Below are 19303 nucleotides of genomic sequence, written 5' to 3'. Positions count from 1 at the left end.
GTGGGTGCGCTCATCTGGTCGTCAGGCTCCCGTCTGGCGGATCAGTGCCGGTTGCCGACGTTGCGGAACGCGAACGTGACGAGCAGGGCGACCAGGAGCGCGCCAAAAGCGATCAGGCCGAGGACGATCGGAGCGATCGGCTCGTCGGCGTGCTCCGCGGCAGCCTCAGCGGCCAGGACAGCGTTGTGCAGCACGGGTGTTCCTCCTAGTTGGACGTGCTCAGATGGCCTTTAGTCTCTCACGGACGAATTGCGGCAGGAACATAGCGGCACCGGGTCGCAAGGAGATCCTGGGGAGGTCTCCAGAACGCCCGCAAACCCTCAAGGCTTGACGTGCCCGTCGCCGGTGACCACCCACTTGGTGGTGGTGAGCTCGGTCAGTCCCATGGGACCACGCGCATGCAGCTTTTGCGTGGAGATGCCGATCTCCGCACCGAGGCCGAGCTCGCCACCGTCGGTGAACCGGGTCGACGCGTTCACCATCACCGCGGCGGAGTCGACCTCCGCGACGAACCGGTCCGCCGCAGCGATGTCCTTCGTGACGATCGCCTCCGTGTGCCCGGAGGACCAGGTGCGGATGTGCTCGATCGCCGCGTCCAGAGACGGCACCACCCGCACGCCGAGCTCCAGGGCCAGGTACTCCGTTGCCCAGTCCTCGTCCGTCGCGGGAACCATGTCGGCACCGCCGGGGGCAAAGGACATGGCTCCCGGGTCACCGTGCAGCACCACGCCGGCGTCGGCCAGCGCGGCGAGCGCGACCGGCAGGAACGAGGCCGCGGCGTCCTCGTGCACGAGCAGCGTCTCGGCGGCGTTGCACACACCGACCCGCTGGGTCTTCGCGTTCAGCACTATCGCGACGGCCATGGCGACGTCGGCCGTCGCGTCCACGTAGACGTGCACGTTCCCGACCCCCGTCTCGATGACGGGCACGAGGGACTCGCGGACCACCGTCTGGATGAGGTCGGCACCACCCCGCGGGATCAGCACGTCCACGAGGCCGCGGGCGCGCATGAGCGCCACGCCGCCCGCCCGGCCGTACGCGTCGATCGACTGGACCAGGTCGGCCGGGAGGCCGTGGGCCTCGAGAGCGTCCCGCATCACCGCGACGATCACCGCGTTCGACGACGCCGCCGCGCTCCCCCCGCGCAGGATCACCGCGTTGCCGGACTTCCACGCCAGGCCGGCGGCGTCGACCGTGACGTTGGGACGGGCCTCGTAGATCATGCCGACCACGCCCATGGGCACCCGGATCTGACGCAGGCGCAGGCCGTTGGGCAGGGTCTGCCCGCGCACCACCTCGCCGACGGGATCGGGCAGGCCCGAGACGTCGCGCAGCGCGTCAGCGATCTGCGCGATCCGCTCCGGGGTGAGGGCGAGCCGGTCCAGGAGGCCGTCGGACATCCCGTTGGCACGTCCGCGCTCCACGTCCTCGGCGTTCGCGGCCACGATCCGGTCCGCCGCGGTGACCAGCGCGTCCGAGACCGCCCCGAGCGCGGCGTCCTTCGTCATGCGGTTCGCCGTGGCCAGGGTGCGCGCGGCGACCTTGGCGCGCCGGGCGACGTCGCGCACCGTGGCGGTGACGTCCGCGGTGACGTCCGCCGTGTCCGACGGCGCAGCCGCACCCGGGGTGCCCGCGAAGTCCCGCCGCGGAGCAAGGGCTTCGTGGGGCGAGGGCGGCGGCGGTGTGGCTGCTCCGGGAGTGTCGCCTCCGGTACGGGCCGCCTCGTCCTGGCTCACTGTCGTCATGCGTCGAGAGTACGTCGGGCGGGCCCGGATGCCGAGGGCGAATCCGTGGTGCGGACACTCACCAGACCGAGGTCGACGACGGATCAGTGCAACCGACCGGTCTCGAACCGGTCCGGTCAGCCCGTCGGCCGGTCGAGCACGAGGTCGTCCCTGTGCACGACGACGCGGTCGTAGCCCTCCCCCAGCTCCTCGCGCAGCGCATAGGTGGAGCGGCCGAGCAGGGCAGGGAGGTCGCTCGCGTCGAAGGCGACGAGCCCCCGAGCGACGACCGTGCCGTCGGGAGCGACGAGCTCCACCGGGTCACCGGCGTCGAACTGGCCCTCGGCCCGGGTGATCCCGGCGGGCAGCAGCGAGGCGCGGCCCCCGAGGACGGCACGCGCGGCGCCGTCGTCCAGGTGGAGGCGGCCCTCCGTACGGGCGGCGTGCGCAATCCACAGGCGGCGTGCGGACGTGCGGCGTCCGGTGGCGGTGAAGAACGTGCCGACGTCGTCCCCGGCGAGCGCGGCGGCCGCGTTGCCGGCGAGCGTGAGGACGGTGGGGACGCCCGCGCCGGTGGCGATCCGCACCGACTCCAGCTTGGTGACCATGCCGCCAGTACCGACGGCGCTGCCGCGCGCGGTCACCTCGACGCCGGCGATCTCGGCGAGGTCGCCGACCAGCGGGATCCGGCGGGCACCGGGGCGCGACGGCGGCGCGTCGTGCAGGCCATCGACGTCGGTCAGGAGCAGCAGGGCATCGGCCCGCACGAGGTGCGACACGAGCGCCGCGAGGCGGTCGTTGTCGCCGAACTTCAGCTCGTCGGTGGTCACGGCGTCGTTCTCGTTGATGACCGGCACGACACCGAGGGCGAGCAGCCGCTCCAGCGCACGCTGCGCGTTGCGGTAGCGGGCGCGACGAACGGTGTCCTCAGCGGTCAGCAGGATCTGGCCGATCTGGATCCCGAACGCCGCGAACTCCTCCTGGTACCGGCCGGCGAGCTGGCCCTGGCCCACCGACGCGGCCGCCTGCATCGTGGCGAGGTCGCGGGGCCTCGTCCCGAGCCCGAGGGGGCCGATCCCTGCCGAGATGGCGCCCGAGGTGACGAGCACGATCTGGGTGCCGCCGGCCTGCCGGGCCGCGAGGACCTCGACGACCCCGCGCAGCGCCCCGACGTCGAGGTGCCCGTCCGGGCCGGTCAGCGACGACGAGCCGATCTTCACCACCACGCGCCGGGCGTCGGCGACGGCGGACCGGGCGCTCTGCTCGAGCCGAGCGTCCTGGGTTTCGCCCGAAGGGCCGAGGGGGTTCACGCCCACATCTTCACCGGAGCGTGCCCTCGGGCGCGCGGTCATTCCACGGTCCGGGCAGCCGACGGGTCAGAGCCCGCCCGGACGCGTCAGACGTACAGGTCCTACGTCCGACACGTCGGGGCGGGGCGTCAGCTCTCGTCCGGGTCCGTCCAGACGCCGGCCTCGCGCTCGGTCCACAGCTCGCGCCGGGCCTCGGTCTTGGCGTCCATGCGCTCGTTGAACTCCCGGCGCTTGTCGCCGCGCGTCGGCCGCTCGCTCTGCTCGAGCCGGAGGTCGGTACCGCGGCCGCCGAGCAGCTCCGGACCGGTCTGCAGCGTGGGCTCCCAGTCGAAGACGACGGCGTTGCTCGGGTTGCCGATGCGCACCTCGTCGCCGGCGACGGCGCCGGCCTTGAACAGACCGTCCTCGATGCCGATCTTCGCCAGCCGGTCGGCGAGGAAGCCGACTGCCTCGTCGTTGTTGAAGTCGGTCTGCTTCACCCAGCGCTCGGGCTTGGTGCCGCGCACCTCGAACCAGTAGCCGGTCTCGTCGCCACCGAGGCGGCGCACGGTGAACCGCGACTCGTCAACGGCGCGCGGGCGCAGCACCACCGGAGCGGGCTCCGGCGCGGGCGCGGCCGCTCGGGCCTTCTCCACGATCTCCGCCAGGGCGAACTTCAGCTCGCGCAGACCCTCGTGGCTGGCGGTGGAGATCTCGAAGACCCGCAGCCCGCGCGCCTCGAGGTCGGACTTCACGAACTCCGCGAGCTCGCGGGCCTCTGGCACGTCGATCTTGTTGAGCACCACGAGCCGGGGGCGCTCGGTGAGCGGCACGCGGCCGCCCTCGATGCCGATGTCGCCCGCGTAGGCGGCGAGCTCTGCCTCGATCACGTCGAGGTCGCTGATCGGGTCGCGACCGGGCTCCAGCGTGGCGCAGTCGAGCACGTGGACGATCATCGCCGTGCGCTCGATGTGCCGCAGGAACTCCAGACCCAGGCCCTTGCCCTCGCTCGCACCAGGGATCAGGCCCGGCACGTCCGCGACGGTGAACCGCGACTGGTCTGCCTGCACGACGCCGAGGTTCGGCACCAGGGTCGTGAACGGGTAGTCCGCGATCTTGGGCCGTGCCGCGGAGATGGCGGCGATCAGCGACGACTTGCCCGCGCTCGGGAAGCCCACGAGCGCCACGTCGGCGATCGTCTTGACCTCGAGCTCGATGTCGGCCGCATCGCCCTCCTCACCGAGCAGCGCGAAGCCGGGGGCCTTGCGCGTCTGCGACGACAGCGCCCGGTTGCCCAGGCCGCCCTTGCCGCCCGCCGCGACGACGTACTCGGCGCCGTCGCCCACGAGGTCCGCCAGGACGTTGCCGTCCAGGTCCTTCACGACGGTGCCGTCCGGCACGCGCAGTACCAGGTCGCCGCCCTTGCTACCGTCCTTGTCGCCGCCCTGCCCCTGCGTGCCCGACGTCGCTCGCCGGTGCGGCGAGTGGTGGTACTCGAGGAGGGTGGTGGTGCTCGCGTCGACGAGCAGCTTGACGGTGCCGCCGTCGCCACCGTTACCGCCGTCGGGCCCTGCGAGGGGCTTGAACTTTTCGCGGCGGATCGAGGCGCAGCCGTTCCCGCCGTTACCCCCGGCGGCGTGAAGCACCACCCGGTCTACGAAGCTGGCCATGTCTCGATCCTCTCAAGTACTGCTCAGGTGGAGCCGCCCGGGACGGGCCGCTCGCGAAAATGCGAAGGGAGCGCACCGTCACCGGTGCGCTCCCTCACGCGAATGCCGAGGCTCGGGCAGCTCCGGCTACGCCGGAGTCTGCGGTTGCGCTACGAGCTCAGGCGTCGGCGGTGACGATGTCGATGACCTTGCGGCCACGACGGGCACCGAACTGCACGGCGCCGGGGGTCAGGGCGAACAGGGTGTCGTCCTTGCCGCGACCCACGTTGACGCCCGGGTGAAAGTGGGTGCCGCGCTGGCGGACGATGATCTCGCCGGCCTTCACGACCTGGCCACCGAAGCGCTTCACGCCGAGGCGCTGGGCATTGGAGTCACGACCGTTGCGCGAGGAGCTCGCGCCCTTCTTGTGTGCCATCTGCTGGACCTGTTCTTTCGGGACGAAGGAGAAGAAGAAGTATCTGGATCACGCGCGGGCTCTCATCAGAGGAGACTCATCGGAGGAGGCCCTCAGCGGAAGTCACTTGATGCCGGTGACCTTGAGCCGGGTCAGCGACTGACGGTGACCCTGACGCTTGCGGTAGCCGGTCTTGTTCTTGAACTTGAGGATCACGATCTTCGGACCCTTCTCGTCCCGAACGACCTCTGCGGTGACCTTGACCTTCGCCAGCTTCGCCGCGTCGGTGGTCACCTTCTCCCCATCCACGAGCAGGAGTGCCGGGAGCTCGAGAATCTCACCGGGGGTCGCCTGGACACGGTCCATGACGACGATGCTCCCGACGGACACCTTCTCCTGACGGCCACCGGCCTTGACGATCGCGTACACCACGTTCAGCTCATCTCTCTAGTCTTGGCGTGCGCGCACGACGGAATCCACCGGCTTTGCTGTGACTCGCTCCGCCGCGGCGGTCGAGTGCGATGCGCCATGGGCACGCAGGACGGGTGCGCAGACAGCACACCGAAGCACTAGGTTACGCGACGCACCTGACGGGTTCAAACCGGTAGCCACGTGGCCTTGCCCACCCTCGCTGCGCGCTCACCCGTGTGTCCGGTCGCACAGATCGCCTCGAAATGATCTTGCATCCCAGTCAGGCAGCCAATTCTCCGACCGTAAACATACCGAATCGCTCATTAGATAGCGACGGGACAAAGTTTTGACCACGTCACCTGGTAACGTCCGTGACTGTTTTTTGACCGAGAATTCTTCGCCGCACCGAGAGGAACCTCCGATGGCGAGCCGCAAGAACAACGGCAAACCCACCGACCATCCCGCACTGCTGCCCGGCCTGGGGGTCGAACGCACCGGCAGCAACTTCGGCACCAACTGGGGCGTGTTCGTGTTCGCCGCGGTTCTCGTCGCCGGCGTCATCGCCTGGGGTGTCGTGTGGCCCGAGAGCCTGGCCTCGGCCTCGGCAGCGGGCCTGAGCTGGGTCTCCGGGTCCTTCGGCTGGCTGTTCGGTCTGCTCACGATCACCGTCTTCATCTTCATGATGTGGCTCGGCTACGGGCGCTACCGCGGCATCCGGCTCGGGCAGGACAACGAGAAGCCCGAGTTCAGCACCGGCTCGTGGCTCGCGATGATGTTCTCCGCCGGGATCGGCGTGGGACTGCTCTTCTTCGGCCCGTACGAACCCATGACGTACTTCCTGGACCTGCCGCCCGCCTACGAGGGCCTCGCACCCGGCACCAACCAGGCGATGCACGCCGCGATCGTGCAGACCGTCTTCCACTGGGGCCCCATGGCCTGGGCCTACTACGCCCTGGTCGGCGGCGCGGTGGCCTACGCGTCGTTCCGCAAGGGTCGCCCCGCCCTGATCTCCTCACTGCTCGAGCCGATCTTCGGCGAGCGGACCAAGGGTTGGGTCGGCTCCGTCATCGACACCTTCGCGATCATCGTGACGCTGTTCGGCGTCGCCGTGACACTCGGCATCGGCGCGCTGCAGATCGGCCGTGGCGTGGAGATCGTCTCCGGCATCGGCCCGCTCGGCAACGGCGCGATCATCGTGATCATCGCGATCCTGTCCATGGCGTTCATCGTGTCGGCCGTCTCCGGTGTGAAACGCGGGATCCGCGCCCTGTCGAACATCAACATGGTCGTGGCCGCGCTGCTCGGCGTCTTCGTGTTCGTGGCCGGCCCCACGGCGTTCCTGCTCAACCTCTTCCAGGGCACGCTGATGGAGTTCGTCGGCGACTCGTTCCGCCTCATGGCGCAGACCGCCGTGACCACTCCGGACGCCCAGCCGTTCATGGACTCGTGGACCACGTACTACTGGGCGTGGTGGGTGTCCTGGACCCCGTTCGTCGGCTTGTTCATCGCCAAGATCAGCCGTGGCCGCACGCTGCGCGAGTTCGTCACCACCGTCATCGTGGCGCCGAGCCTCGTCTGCCTCGTGTGGTTCACCGTCCTTGGCGGCACGTCCATGTGGGTGGAGCAGGCGAACGGAGCGCTCAGCTCCGCCGAGTCACCGCAGGACATGCTCTTCGCCCTGCTGCGGGAGCTGCCGTTCGGCACGTTCACGTCGGTGATCGCGATGATCTCCATCGTCATCTTCTTCGTGACCAGCGCCGACTCAGGGGCCATCGTCATGGCGAGCCTGTCCCAGCGCGGCAACCCGACGCCGAGCCCCTGGGTCACCGTCGTGTGGGGCCTCGCGCTGGCCGCGATCGCGGGCGTGCTGCTCGTGGGTGGTGGCTCGCTCGCCCTGAACGGCCTGCAGAGCCTCGTCATCATCACCGCGCTGCCGTTCGCGTTCATCGTGATCCTCGTGATGTTCGCGTGGGCAAAGGATCTGGCCCGCGACCCGCTGACGCTACGCCGCCGCTACGCCCGCGAGGCGATCGTGCAGGGCGTGCGGACGGGCATCCAGGAGCACGGCGACGACTTCGTGGTCGGCGTCGTGCGCACCGAGGGCGCCGACAAGGGCGCGGGCGCGTGGCTGGACTCCGAGGACCCTGCGCTGACCGAGTGGTACCGGCCGGAGCAGGCCGAGGTGCCCACCAACGGGCCGGCAGACCCGACGGCGGACGCCGGGGCGGACGCCGGGGAGCCGGAGCCCGTCGGCTCCCGCTGAGCCGACCCACCCGGAACGAGAGCCCGGGGTAGGCACCTGGCGACCTGGATACGCCTGTGCCTACCCTGGAACCGGGTGATCCGATGGTCTTTGATCTGGCAGCCGAGCACGACGACATCGCACGTGCCATGCGCGCGGTCCCCCGTCGTGAGTTCCTGCCGCGGTCGCAGCGGCCGCTCGCGCGCCAGGACCGGCCGCTGCCGATCGGGCGTGGGCAGACGTCGTCGCAGCCCGCGACGGTAGCCGCCATGCTCCGCCTGCTGCGCGTGCCGCTGGGTGCGCGCGTGCTCGACGTCGGCGCGGGCTCCGGCTGGACCACCGCACTGCTCGCCTACCTGGTCGGACCGCACGGTTCGGTGCTGGGCGTGGAGCGGGACGACCGGCTCGCCGGCTGGGGAGCTGCCAACGTCGGACGTACCGGCATGCAGTGGGCGAGCGTCGAGCAGGCGACGCCCGGTGTGCTCGGTCACCCTCGGCCGAACGGCTGGGACCGGATCCTCGTGTCGGCGGCGGCCCCCGCGCTCCCTCGCGCACTGGTGGAGCAGGTCGGGTACGGCGGCCGCATGGTCATCCCGATCCGGACGACGCTGCTGCTCATCGAGCGCCTGCCGGACGGAAGGACCCGCGCGACCGACCACGGCGGGTACCGGTTCGTCCCGCTCATCGAAGACGTCGCGGAGTGAACGACAAGAACAGGTCAAAGCACCGTCTAGAACCCTTCGCGAGGCGTCCACATGTGCCCCGCGCGACCGTAACCTACGGTCCCGTAGGCTCGGGGTATCTGCACCATGGACGAAATCGTCCGATCCGCGGCTGAGAAGTCGAAACCGAGCATGTGAGGACCACCATGGCCCAAGCTGCCCCCAACGTCCGCGAAGGCTTCCGCCCGACGAAACCTCGCGACCCCGACGCGCAGCCGGTGACCAGCACCTATTCGTCGCTAGCACGCACCGTGCGCGACGCCGGCCTGCTCCACCGTGCTCACCACTACTACGCCTGGACCCTCGCCGCGCTCACCGTCGCGCTCGGCGGGATCATCACCGGGTTCGTCCTGCTGGGCGACTCGTGGTTCCAGCTCCTCATGGCAGGCGCACTCGGCCTGGTGCTGACGCAGTTCGCCTTTGTCGCTCACGAGGCGTCGCACCGCCAGGTCTTCGAGTCCGGCCCCCGCAACGACCGCGTGGGGCGCCTCCTCGCCAACGTGGTGGTCGGCATCAGCTACTCGTGGTGGATGAACAAGCACACCCGGCACCACGCGAACCCGAACAAGGTCGACAAGGACCCGGACATCGCGAACGACACGATCGCGTTCACCGAGGACGGCGTCCGCCAGCACCGCGGACTCAAGCGGTGGATCAACCGCTACCAGGGCTGGCTGTTCTTCCCGCTGCTCACGCTCGAGGGCCTGAACCTGCACATCACGTCGGTCCAGTCGCTCTTCCGGGGAACGCCCGAGACCCTGCGGGCCCGCGTGCGTGAGCTGGTGCTCATCACGGTCCGCCTCAGCGTCTACATCGCGATCCTGTTCATGGTGCTGCCGCTCGGGATGGCCTTCGCGTTCCTCGGTGTCCAGATGGCCGTCTTCGGCGTCTACATGGGCGCGTCGTTCGCCCCGAACCACAAGGGCATGGCGATCATCCCAGCGGACAGCAAGCTCGACTTCCTCTCGAAGCAGGTGCTGACCTCACGCAACATCCGCGGCGGATGGTTCATGAACATCCTCATGGGTGGGCTCAACTTCCAGATCGAGCACCACCTGTTCCCGAGCATGCCGCGGCCGCACCTCATCCGGACCGCCGCCATCGTCCGGGAGCACTGCGCGAACCTCGACATCCCCTACACCGAGACGAGCCTGGCGCAGTCGTACATGATCGTCGTCGAGTACCTGAACCGGGTGGGGCTCGCGGCACGCGACCCGTTCGACTGCCCGCAGTACAAGTCGCTCCGCAACGTCTGACCCCGTGGCGAGGTCGCGGGCAGGGGGCCTGGGTGGTCGGTAGAACGTCAGGTGATCGGCAGCCCGGGTTGCCGATCACCTGACGTCTTGCCGATCACGCGTCCTTGTGCCTCCGGCAGCGCGCCTCGTACGACTCCGACCCGCCCACGTGTGCGGCGACCGGGACGAGCGCGCCACCCGGACCGGCACCACCGGCGTCGGGCACCGGTGGCGCCCCGGCGACCCGGACGTGGAACGCGGCGTCCGCTCCGCACACGGAGCACACGGCCGTGAGCTTCTCCACCGACTCCGCGAGTGCCATCAGCTCGGGCAGCGGCGCGAAGGGCTGCGCGTCGAACGTGACCGACAGCCCCGCCACGATCACCACGAGGCCGCGGCCCGCGAGGTCCGAGACCACGGGGACGAGACCGGCGCCGAAGAACTGCGCCTCGTCGATGGCGACGAGCTCTGTCCCGGCACCGGCGTCCCTGCTGGTGCCCCCGCCGGCGCCCCGACCGGCTCCCGTGCCGGGTTCGAGCAGGGCGGGGATGTCTGCGGCGTCCGACACCGTCTGCGACGGCACGCCCTGCCCCGAGTGCGAGCTCACCCGGCCGACGCCCCGCCGGGCGTCCAGCGCGTGGCTCACCACCAGCACCCCGCGCCCGGCGACCCTGGCGCGCCGCACCCGCCGCAGCAGCTCCTCGGACTTGCCCGCGAACATGGGGCCTGCGATGACTTCGAGGCGCCCAGCGCCCAGACCGGCTTTCATGGCTGCCAGTCAAGCATTCCGTTAGGTTGCCGCACATGGCCACCAACGCCGAGACAGTGCTCTTCCTCCCCGGGCTGGGTGCCGGCGTCGACCCGTGGGACGCGCAGCTGCGCGCACTGCCGGCCGGGTTCGTCGGCCTGGCCCCCGAGATCCCCGGTCTCGACCGGGCGGCCACGCCGGGTGAGTTCACGATCGAGGGTGCGGCCGACGCGCTTCGCGACCTGCTCGACGAGCGCGGCCTCGAGCGAGTGCACGTGTGCGGCCTCTCGCTCGGTGCCATGACGGCCACCCAGATCGCTCTCGACGCTCCCGACCGGGTCGCCTCGCTGGTGCTCTCGGGCAGCCAGGTACGTCCGCACCCCGCTCTCATGGCGGTGCAACGGACGATGGTCCGGATGCTCCCGGAGCGCACCGCCCAGGGGATGGCCATGACCAAGGCGCAGTGGCTCGGCGCCCTCCAGGTGGTCGCGGACGCGAACTTCCGGGGACGGCTCGCGAGCATCGCGGCACCGACCCTCGTCCTGTGCGGCAGCCGCGACGTGGCCAACATCCCGGCGGCGCGCGAGATCGCCGCTGCTGTGCCGAACGCCGAGCTGCGCATCGTCCCGCGCGCCGGGCACCCGTGGAACCAGCAGTTCCCGGAGCTCTTCTCGCGGACCATCGGAAACTTCTACACGCGGCTCTCCCCGCAAGGCTGACACCCGCCCCGCTCCGGGCGGCGGCGCGCTCCGTGGAGCGGAGCGCGCCGGACGCCTACAGCACCCGCGACACTCCTGGGATCCGCCGCAGCAGGTGGGCGAACCCCCAGCACAGCGGCACCGAGAGCGTGAGCAGGATCAGGAACTTCACGCCCGCCGGTGCGACCAGCGGCGCGAGCAGCATCGCGACCCCGACGAGCACCAGCGGGTGGATCACGTACACCGCGAACGAGTTTCGTGCGGCCGTCCGCGCCCACGCGGGCTGCCCGGCGAACCGCTCCCGGAACAGCACCAGCAGCGTCAGGACCATGCTCACGGCGAAGACGTTCTCGGCGAGGGAAGCGACCAGCTGGGCAAGGACGCCGGCCCCCGGCGCGGTCGCGAGTGCGCTGGTGCCGAGCGCCAGGACCAGGCCGACGAGCGCCACGACCAGCGAAACCCTGCCCTGTCGCACGGTGAGCGCGGCGAGCCACCCCCGGCGCGCGGCCAGCAGCGCGACCACGAAGAAGATCGCGTACTGCGGCAGGTACGCCGGGGAGGGCAGGCCGACGAGCTGCCAGTAGGTCCCGGCCGGCACCAGGAACCGCCAGAGGAACGTCGCGACCGTCAGCAGGGCCACGAGCCCCGCGATCGCCCGGAAGCGGACCGGACGGGGCCGGACGTCGGCTGCCACCGGCTGCCCGGCGTCGACCACGCCGGAGCGGGCGGCGAGCCGGGCGCGCAGGGCACGGAAGGCGGCGTACGCGAGCGACATCACCAGGAGCACCTCGACGAACCAGAGCGGTCCGGGGTCGCCGACGGTGAACCAGAAGTGCAGCAGGGACTCCCCCTCGGCGCTGCGCGCCGGCCACTCCGGCAGGTGCAGCACCGGCCGCGCCACCAGCCAGAACGCCGCCAGCGGAACCCCGAGCCGGAACAAGCGGTCCCGAGCGAAGGCGCCTGGGCCCTTGCGGTCCACGGACCCCGGCACGAAGAGACCGGAGAGCATGAAGAAGAAGCCCATGAAATAGAGCTGGTTCGCGACCACCAGCAGCATCAGCGCGACGCCGGAGGGGCTGGTGCTCGGCTCGGTCCAGTACCAGAGCGGGAGCGCTCCGTAGGTCAGGGCGCTGTGGTGGGCCAGGACCAGCACGGTCAGCAGGACCCGCAGGTTGTCGACGTACCCCAGCCGGATCGCGGCCGGCCGTGCGACGGTCGTAGTCATCTCGGTCTCCAGGTCTTGCGGTTCGTTGCTTCGTCGGTTCATCACTCCACTAATGAACCACAGAACATGGCCGAGCCGCAAGGGAGATTCCCGGCCAAGACGTCCGGGCACGAAAAACGAGGGCCGCCACCTTGCGGTGGCGACCCTCGTGCGGATCAGGTCAGAGGCCGAACAGCCTCGCCCAGAATCCCTTCTTCTGCTCAGGCGACCTCGTCGCCGGCTCCTTTGGGCGGCTCCGGCTGCCCAGTGCCGGAGCCCCCCTCCGGCGTCTCGCTCGCCGCCTGCGCGGCGTACGCGGGCGAGTCGGGCGAGTCGGGTGAGCTGGAGCTCACCGACGTCGACGAGGAGGCCAGGCCTGCGGTCGGGAGCTGGATCTGGTCCAGCGTGACCGGCCCCTCCTGGGAGGGGTCCTTCGGCTCGTGCGCGTGCTGTGCGGCAGCGGCGATCGTTGCGAGCGTGGCCTTGACGGCCTCGCGGGCCTCGGACCGCTCCTCTGGCAGGCTGGCGATCGGCGCTGCCTGCTCCGCCACCGGAGCCACCTTGTCCTTGCCGCGCTTGCGGCGCGACCGTGCGGAGCGCGCGCCCTCGTCGGACGACGCCGCCGCAGCGGCGGAGGCCGTGCCGTTGCCCGACTTCTCGATGGGCTCCTCGTGCACGATGAACCCGCGGCCCTTGCAGTGCTCGCACGTCTCGGAGAACGCCTCGACGAGGCCCTGGCCGACACGCTTGCGCGTCATCTGGACCAGACCGAGCGACGTCACCTCCGCCACCTGGTGCTTGGTGCGGTCCCGGCCGAGGCACTCGACCAGACGGCGCAGCACCAGGTCACGGTTGGACTCGAGCACCATGTCGATGAAGTCGATGACGATGATGCCGCCGATGTCGCGCAGGCGGAGCTGCCGCACGATCTCCTCGGCCGCCTCGAGGTTGTTCCGCGTCACGGTCTCCTCGAGCGTTCCGCCGACGCCGGTGAACTTGCCGGTGTTGACGTCCACGACGGTCATCGCCTCGGTGCGGTCGATGACCAGCGAGCCGCCGGAGGGCAGCCAGACCTTGCGGTCCATGCCCTTGGCGAGCTGCTCGTCCACACGGTGCACGTGGAACACGTCGGTGTTCTCGGCCCACTTGGACACGCGCTCGCGCAGGTCGGGCGCGAGCTCCTCGACGTAGGCAGCGATCTCGTCCCACGCACCGGAGCCCTGCACCACGAGCGACGAGAAGTCGTCGTTGAAGATGTCGCGGACCACGCGGATCGCCATGTCCGGCTCACCCTGCAGCAGGGCGGGCGCGGAGGCCTTCTTCGACTTGACCTGGATGGCTTCCCACTGCCCCTGCAGGCGGTCGACGTCGGCGCGCAGCTCGTCCTCGCTCGCCCCCTCGGCGGCGGTACGCACGATGACGCCTGCGCCCTCGGGCACGACCTCGCGGAGGATCTTCTTGAGGCGCGACCGCTCCGTGTCGGGCAGCTTGCGGCTGATCCCGGTCATGCCCCCGCCCGGCACGAACACCAGGTACCGGCCGGCGAGCGTGACCTGGCTCGTGAGCCGGGCGCCCTTGTGACCGATCGGGTCCTTCGTGACCTGCACCAGGACCGAGTCGCCCGACTTCAGCGCCTGCTCGATCCGGCGCGGCTGGCCCTCGAGCCCCGCGGCGTCCCAGTTGACCTCACCGGCGTACAGCACGGCATTGCGGCCCTTGCCGACGTCGATGAACGCGGCCTCCATGGAGGGCAGCACGTTCTGGACCCGGCCAAGGTAGACGTTGCCGGCCATCGACGCCTGCGACTGCTGCGAGACGTAGTGCTCGACGAGCACGCCGTCCTCCAGCACCGCGATCTGCGTGCGGCCGTCCTTCTCGCGCACGATCATCGACCGCTGCACGGACTCGCGGCGGGCCAGGAACTCGGCCTCGGTGATGATCTGGCGACGACGGCCGTGGTCGCGGCCCTCGCGGCGGCGCTGACGCTTCGCCTCGAGGCGCGTCGACCCCTTGAGCGCGGTGACCTCGTCGGAACGGCCCGAGCGGCCGGCGGCCGCCTCGGCGCGCTCCCCACGCGTACCCCGGCGCCGACGGCGACGACGGCGGCTGCCACCCTCGTCCTCACCGTCACCGTCACCGGTGTCCTGCGCCGAGTCCTGGTCGTTCTCGTCCTCGGCGGACGACTGTGCGTCATCCTCGGCGTCGTCGTCCTGCTCCTCGTCCGCCGAGTCGTCCCCGTCGTCCGAGCGGTTCGCGCGACCGCCACGGCGACCCCGGCCACCCCGACGACGACGGCGGCGCGACGGGCGCACCTCGTCATCGTCGTCGTACTCCTCGAAGTCCGCCGGAGCGAGCTCTTCGAGCGCTACGCCCTCAGCAGCCAGCTCCTCCTCGATGGCGCCGACCTCGTCCACGGCGGCGGCGTCGTCCTCGCTCAGCTCGGCCGCGACGAACTCCGCCGCGCTCTCCGCACGCACGGGCGTCTCCGCTGCAGCGTCCGGCGCCGGCTCGGCCTGCGCGCTCTGCGTGACGTCCTGGGCCTCGAGCCGGACGGCCGGCTCGGCACTCGGTCCCGTACGGCGTACTGCCCGGCGAGATCCGGACCGGCGCGCCCTCGGTTCGGCCGGGGCCTCGGCCTCGGCCTGGGGCTCCGGCCTCGACTCGGTCGCGGCCTCCGTCCTTGCCTCGGCCGGCCGCTCCGCGACGGGCTCGGCCGCGCGCGGCGCGGGCGCCTCGGGCGCCGACTCGACGGGGCGAGCGACCGGACGGGCGAACTGCGGCGTCAGGTCCTGCGCACGCGGCGGTCCGGCAGGAGCCTGCGCGCGCCGCGAGCGGCGGGCCGCCGACTCGTCCGGCGCCTGGAAGAGCAGCGCCGTCGTGGCAAGGCGCGGAGCACGCGTACCCGACGCGGTTCCCACGGGCGACACCACCGGCTGTGCCGGTGCCTCGGCGGCGGGCGTCTGGACAGCGGGCGCCTCGGCAGCGGGTGCCGGGACAGCGGGCGTCTGCACCGCAGGCACCTCGGCAGCGGGTGCCGGGTTCGGCTCCGACGCGGGACGCCGGCTGCGACGTGCCCGGGCCCTCGGGGCGGACTCGACCGGAGCCTCGGCAGCCGGCGCCTGCTCGACGGGAGCCTCTGCGACGGGGGCGTCCTCGACCGGCACGGTCCCGGCCATCGGCTCGCCGACCGGCTCGTCCGCGACGGGCTTGCGCCGCGACCGGGCGCGCTTGGGAGCCGTCTCCGCGACGGGCTCGGCGACCGGCTCCACCTTCTTGCGGCTACGACGCTTCGGAGCGGTCTTCTCGGGCTCCGTGGCCGGGCCGCCGGGCAGGACGATGTCGTCGAGGCTCGCGATCTCGTGAGCCGGTGCGTCAGCGGGCGTCGCCACGGGTTCCGGCAGCACGATGCCGGTCGGCGCGAGCTCCTCGACAGGCTGCACGACGGCAGCCTCGGGCTCGGGGGCCACGGCAGTCTCGGGCGTCTCGGGCTCGGCGACCGGTGCGGTCTCGGCAGTGATCTCCGTCTCGTTCGGGACCGGCTCGGCCTCCGCGGCGGGCTCGGCGACGACCGGCTCGGCCGCCGTCGGCTCGGCCGGGGCGGGAGCCGGCGCCGTGGGCGAGGAGACGCCACGTACGGCCCGGCGACGGGGGCGCTTGGCGGCCGGCTCGGCGGTCGCGGAGGTCGCCACGACGGCGGTGCCGCCCGTGGTCACGGGGTGGGCATCGGCCGGGGTCTCGGACACGTCGGACGACCCGACGACGATGGGCTCGACGCTGGCCGTCGAGACGACGGCCCTGGTGGCCCGACGACGCGGACGCTTGGCCGGCGTCGGATCTGCCGGAGCCTCCCCACCAGTGGTGACCTGGGCGTTCGCCTCAGGTGCGTCGTGATCATCCTGTGACCCGATGGTCGAACCGGTGGTGCTGGAAGGCGTCACGTGAGGTGCTCCTGTAGCCGGAGTCCGCTCCACACCATGCGGACCACCAGGCGGTCGGTCGTCCGGCTATGCATCGCGGCGAAGCGATACACCGGGCGGAAGTCTCGGCTGCGGCCCTGTTCCCACGGTCTTCGCGGACGCCTGCGGCCACGTTCTGTCGTGACAGCGGCACCGCGTGCGGATCGCGGGCAGTGTTGGACTCTGCAGGCCGCGCAGGGGATGTGGGCCCACGCGGGTTCGTCCAGTATCGCACAAGAGACGAGGCCTGCTCTGCGAGCGCCTGACGCCGTGTACAGTAGCTTGTGAAGACATTCACAAGCGACGGGCGAGCCCCGCGGCAGCACGCGACCTGCTGGATCAGGTCTCGCGCCCCGAGGGCGGAGCCGTTCGGAGAGACCTCAGGAGCCCGGAGTGGAAGCTCTCGACCTGGCACGCTGGCAGTTCGGCATCACTACCGTCTATCACTTCATCTTCGTGCCGCTCACGATCGGCCTCGCACCCCTGGTGGCCGTGATGCAGACCGCCTGGGTCCGCACAGGGAACGAACGGTGGCTCAGGCTCACCAAGTTCTTCGGCAAGCTCTTCCTGATCAACTTCGCGCTCGGCGTCGTCACCGGCATCGTGCAGGAGTTCCAGTTCGGGATGAACTGGAGCGAGTACTCCCGGTTCGTCGGCGACGTGTTCGGCGCACCGCTCGCGATGGAGGCCCTCGCCGCGTTCTTCATCGAGTCGGTCTTCCTCGGCCTGTGGATCTTCGGCTGGGACCGGCTGAGCAAGCGGGTCCACCTGGCGTCCATCTGGGCCGTCGCCGTCGCGGTGAACCTGTCGGCGTTCTTCATCCTGGCCGCCAACTCGTGGATGCAGCACCCCGTGGGCGCCCGGTACAACCCGGAGACCGGCCGCGCCGAGATGGAGTCGATCTGGGCGATCCTCGGCAACAACACCCTGTGGGCGGCCTTCCCGCACGCGGTGGCCGCTGCCTTCCTGACGGCCGGGACCTTCGTGGCGGGGATCGCCGCCTGGTGGATGGTGCGCCTGGTCCGGACCAGGCGGCCCGAGTCCGTCGAGCTCGCCCGGAACGTCTACCGCCCCGCCGTGGTCCTCGGCACCATGGTCATGCTGGTCTCCGGCGCCGGCGTCGCGCTGACGGGCGACGTCCAGGGAAAGCTGATGTTCGAGCAGCAGCCCGGGAAGATGGCATCGGCCGAGGCGCTGTGCACGGGCGAGGAGGCGGCCCCGTTCTCGATCCTCACCATCGGTGACCTGTCCAACTCGTGCGAAGGCGTGCGGCACATCCTCGAGGTGCCTGGCCTGTCGAGCTACCTCGGCACCGGCAAGTTCTCGGGCGAGGACAGCTACCTGCCCGGTGTCGACGACGTGCAGAAGGAGTACTCCGAGCGGTTCGGCGAGACGGACGAGGCCGGGAACCCGATCTCGTACACGCCCAACCTCGCCGTCACGTACTGGAGCTTCCGGCTCATGATCGGGTTCGCCGCCGGATCCGCGCTGCTCGCGCTGGCCGCCCTGTGGTTCACCCGTGGCGGCCGCGTCAGCGACAACCCCTGGTTCGCCCGCATAGCGATCGCCGCGATCCCCACACCGTTCCTCGCCTCGTCGTTCGGCTGGATCTTCACGGAGGTGGGCCGCCAGCCCTGGGTGGTCGCCCCGAACCCCACGGGGATCGACCAGATCCGGCTGCTCACGACGCAGGGCGTCTCCACCGTCGTCAGCCCCGGCATGATCCTCACGTCGATGATCGTGTTCACCCTGCTCTACGGCGTGCTCGGCGTGATCTGGTACCGGCTCATCCACCGGTACGCGGTCGAGGGCGTGCCCTCGACGGTGCGCGACGAGTCGCCGGAGGCCGCCGACGACGAGACCGACCGCCCGCTCTCCTTCGCCTACTGAGCACAGCCGACCTCCCCCCCACCAGACCTGACCGACCTGCCAGAGATAAGGACGTGACCGTGGACCTCGCCATCGTGTGGTTCGTCATCATCGCGGTTCTGTGGACCGGGTACTTCGTGCTCGAGGGCTTCGACTTCGGCGTCGGGATGCTGATGTCGCTGCTGCCCCGCGGGGACGCCGCGCACCGGGAGAAGGAGCGACGGGTGCTGGTGAACAGCATCGGCCCGGTCTGGGACGGCAACGAGGTGTGGCTGATCACGGCGGCAGGCGCCACCTTCGCGGCGTTCCCCGAGTGGTACGCCACCCTGTTCTCCGGCTTCTACCTGCCGCTGCTCGCCATCCTGGTGGCGCTCATCGTGCGCGGCGTCGCCTTCGAGTACCGCGGCAAGATCTCCGACGCCGTCTGGGCGCGCCGCTGTGACGTCGCGATCCAGGTCGGTTCCTGGGTACCAGCCATCCTGTGGGGCGTCATGTTCGCGAACCTGGTCCGCGGCGTCCAGCTCGACGACGCACACCAGTACGTGGGCGGGCTCGCGGCGCTCTTCAACCCGTTCGCGCTGCTCGGGGGCCTGTCGACGCTCGTGCTCTTCCTGCTGCACGGCACAGTGTTCGTGGCCCTCAAGACCGACGGCGCGATCCGGGTGCGGGCTCGCCGGTTCGCCGGGGTGCTGACGCTCGCCGCCCTGGCCGTTGCCGGGGTCTGGGCGGTCTGGACGCAGGTCGCGTTCTCGCCCGCCTGGACCTGGGTGGTCGTGATCGCCGGCGCCCTTGCCCTGGTCGGCGTCCTGCGGACCAACCGTGCCGGACGCGAGGGCTACGCGTTCGGGCTCTCCGCGGCGACGATCATCGCCGCGATGGTGCTGATCTTCGGGTCCATGTTCCCGGACGTGCTGCCGGGTCTGGGCGGGGGCAGCTCGCTCAGCATCGCCGAGGCGTCCTCGACGCCGTACACACTGACCGTCCTGACGTGGGTCGCCGTGGCGCTTACTCCCATGGTGATCCTGTACCAGGGGTGGACGTACTGGGTCTTCCGGCGCCGGCTGACCGTGGACCACATTCCCGCACCGGCCGGGCTGACCTGGAAGAAGATCAAGGACGCGGCGTTCTGAAGGACAACGGG

Annotated in this window: 15 protein-coding genes; 6 read left to right on the top strand and 9 right to left on the bottom strand. The window is 70.8% G+C overall.

Annotated elements, in window-relative coordinates; translation table 11 throughout:
* Positions 1-41: 41 nt before the first annotated feature.
* The 6 genes from APR04_RS00395 to rplU all read right to left on the bottom strand — a co-directional run bounded on the left by APR04_RS00395 (position 42) and on the right by rplU (position 5509).
* Positions 42-194, bottom strand: a complete 153-nt coding sequence (locus APR04_RS00395) for a hypothetical protein (protein ID WP_253867084.1) — start codon at positions 192-194, stop codon at positions 42-44.
* Between the two features lie 126 nt (positions 195-320).
* Positions 321-1745 carry a glutamate-5-semialdehyde dehydrogenase gene (locus tag APR04_RS00390; protein WP_253867082.1) on the bottom strand — a complete coding sequence of 475 codons (1425 nt, stop codon included), beginning with the start codon at positions 1743-1745 and terminating at the stop codon, positions 321-323.
* 116 nt (positions 1746-1861) lie between these two features.
* Entirely contained in the window at positions 1862-3034 is a 1173-nt protein-coding gene (proB, locus tag APR04_RS00385) for a glutamate 5-kinase (RefSeq protein ID WP_253867081.1), read from the bottom strand.
* Positions 3035-3162: 128 nt separating this feature from the next.
* On the bottom strand, positions 3163-4683 hold the full coding sequence (gene obgE, locus APR04_RS00380; protein WP_253867073.1) for a GTPase ObgE: 1521 nt from the start codon (positions 4681-4683) through the stop codon (positions 3163-3165).
* A 157-nt stretch (positions 4684-4840) separates the two neighbouring features.
* Positions 4841-5098 carry a 50S ribosomal protein L27 gene (gene rpmA / locus APR04_RS00375; protein ID WP_253867071.1) on the bottom strand — a complete coding sequence of 86 codons (258 nt, stop codon included), beginning with the start codon at positions 5096-5098 and terminating at the stop codon, positions 4841-4843.
* A gap of 102 nt (positions 5099-5200) precedes the next feature.
* Entirely contained in the window at positions 5201-5509 is a 309-nt protein-coding gene (rplU, locus tag APR04_RS00370; RefSeq protein WP_253867066.1) for a 50S ribosomal protein L21, read from the bottom strand.
* Between the two features lie 400 nt (positions 5510-5909).
* Between rplU and APR04_RS00365 the strand changes: the two genes are divergently transcribed.
* The 3 genes from APR04_RS00365 (at position 5910) to APR04_RS00355 (ending at position 9708) form a co-directional block, all read left to right on the top strand.
* Positions 5910-7751 carry a BCCT family transporter gene (locus APR04_RS00365; RefSeq protein ID WP_253867064.1) on the top strand — a complete coding sequence of 614 codons (1842 nt, stop codon included), beginning with the start codon at positions 5910-5912 and terminating at the stop codon, positions 7749-7751.
* 83 nt (positions 7752-7834) lie between these two features.
* On the top strand, positions 7835-8434 hold the full coding sequence (locus APR04_RS00360; RefSeq protein ID WP_253867062.1) for a protein-L-isoaspartate O-methyltransferase family protein: 600 nt from the start codon (positions 7835-7837) through the stop codon (positions 8432-8434).
* Positions 8435-8670: 236 nt separating this feature from the next.
* The gene (locus APR04_RS00355) at positions 8671-9708 is read left to right on the top strand and encodes a fatty acid desaturase family protein (protein WP_253867060.1); all 1038 of its coding nucleotides are present in this window, start codon (positions 8671-8673) and stop codon (positions 9706-9708) included.
* 94 nt (positions 9709-9802) lie between these two features.
* On the opposite strand, the gene APR04_RS00350 is transcribed toward APR04_RS00355, so the two are convergent.
* Positions 9803-10456, bottom strand: a complete 654-nt coding sequence (locus APR04_RS00350) for a thymidine kinase (RefSeq protein ID WP_253867057.1) — start codon at positions 10454-10456, stop codon at positions 9803-9805.
* A 35-nt stretch (positions 10457-10491) separates the two neighbouring features.
* On the opposite strand from APR04_RS00350, the gene APR04_RS00345 reads away from it, so the two are divergent.
* A complete protein-coding gene (locus tag APR04_RS00345; RefSeq protein ID WP_253867056.1) occupies positions 10492-11154 on the top strand; it encodes an alpha/beta fold hydrolase in 663 nt (220 codons plus the stop codon).
* A 55-nt stretch (positions 11155-11209) separates the two neighbouring features.
* On the opposite strand, the gene APR04_RS00340 is transcribed toward APR04_RS00345, so the two are convergent.
* Both APR04_RS00340 and APR04_RS00335 read right to left on the bottom strand, forming a co-directional pair.
* The gene (locus tag APR04_RS00340) at positions 11210-12358 is read right to left on the bottom strand and encodes an acyltransferase family protein (protein WP_253867054.1); all 1149 of its coding nucleotides are present in this window, start codon (positions 12356-12358) and stop codon (positions 11210-11212) included.
* 200 nt (positions 12359-12558) lie between these two features.
* The gene (locus APR04_RS00335) at positions 12559-16275 is read right to left on the bottom strand and encodes an Rne/Rng family ribonuclease (RefSeq protein ID WP_253867052.1); all 3717 of its coding nucleotides are present in this window, start codon (positions 16273-16275) and stop codon (positions 12559-12561) included.
* Positions 16276-16686: 411 nt separating this feature from the next.
* Here APR04_RS00335 and APR04_RS00330 point away from each other — a divergent pair, with 411 nt between their 5' ends.
* Positions 16687-18183: a cytochrome ubiquinol oxidase subunit I gene (locus APR04_RS00330; RefSeq protein ID WP_253867050.1), complete on the top strand. Its 1497-nt coding sequence runs from the start codon at positions 16687-16689 to the stop codon at positions 18181-18183.
* A gap of 59 nt (positions 18184-18242) precedes the next feature.
* Positions 18243-19292 (top strand): cytochrome d ubiquinol oxidase subunit II, encoded by a 1050-nt coding sequence (gene cydB, locus APR04_RS00325; RefSeq protein WP_253867048.1) that lies wholly within the window; start codon positions 18243-18245, stop codon positions 19290-19292.
* The last annotated feature ends 11 nt before the right edge of the window (positions 19293-19303 follow it).

The organism is Promicromonospora umidemergens (assembly GCF_024171995.1).
In the GTDB taxonomy this organism is placed as follows: domain Bacteria; phylum Actinomycetota; class Actinomycetes; order Actinomycetales; family Cellulomonadaceae; genus Promicromonospora; species Promicromonospora umidemergens.
The sequence above is the reverse complement of the archived record's forward strand: the minus strand, read 5'-3'. Positions and strand labels throughout refer to the sequence as shown.

Coding starts and splice junctions, on each gene's coding strand:
- APR04_RS00390 (WP_253867082.1), bottom strand. CDS start 1,745: ATGACGACAGTGAGCCAGGACGAGGCGGCCCGTACCGGAGGCGACACT.
- APR04_RS00345 (WP_253867056.1), top strand. CDS start 10,492: ATGGCCACCAACGCCGAGACAGTGCTCTTCCTCCCCGGGCTGGGTGCC.
- rpmA (WP_253867071.1), bottom strand. CDS start 5,098: ATGGCACACAAGAAGGGCGCGAGCTCCTCGCGCAACGGTCGTGACTCC.
- obgE (WP_253867073.1), bottom strand. CDS start 4,683: ATGGCCAGCTTCGTAGACCGGGTGGTGCTTCACGCCGCCGGGGGTAAC.
- APR04_RS00365 (WP_253867064.1), top strand. CDS start 5,910: ATGGCGAGCCGCAAGAACAACGGCAAACCCACCGACCATCCCGCACTG.
- APR04_RS00360 (WP_253867062.1), top strand. CDS start 7,835: ATGGTCTTTGATCTGGCAGCCGAGCACGACGACATCGCACGTGCCATG.
- APR04_RS00340 (WP_253867054.1), bottom strand. CDS start 12,358: ATGACTACGACCGTCGCACGGCCGGCCGCGATCCGGCTGGGGTACGTC.
- APR04_RS00350 (WP_253867057.1), bottom strand. CDS start 10,456: ATGAAAGCCGGTCTGGGCGCTGGGCGCCTCGAAGTCATCGCAGGCCCC.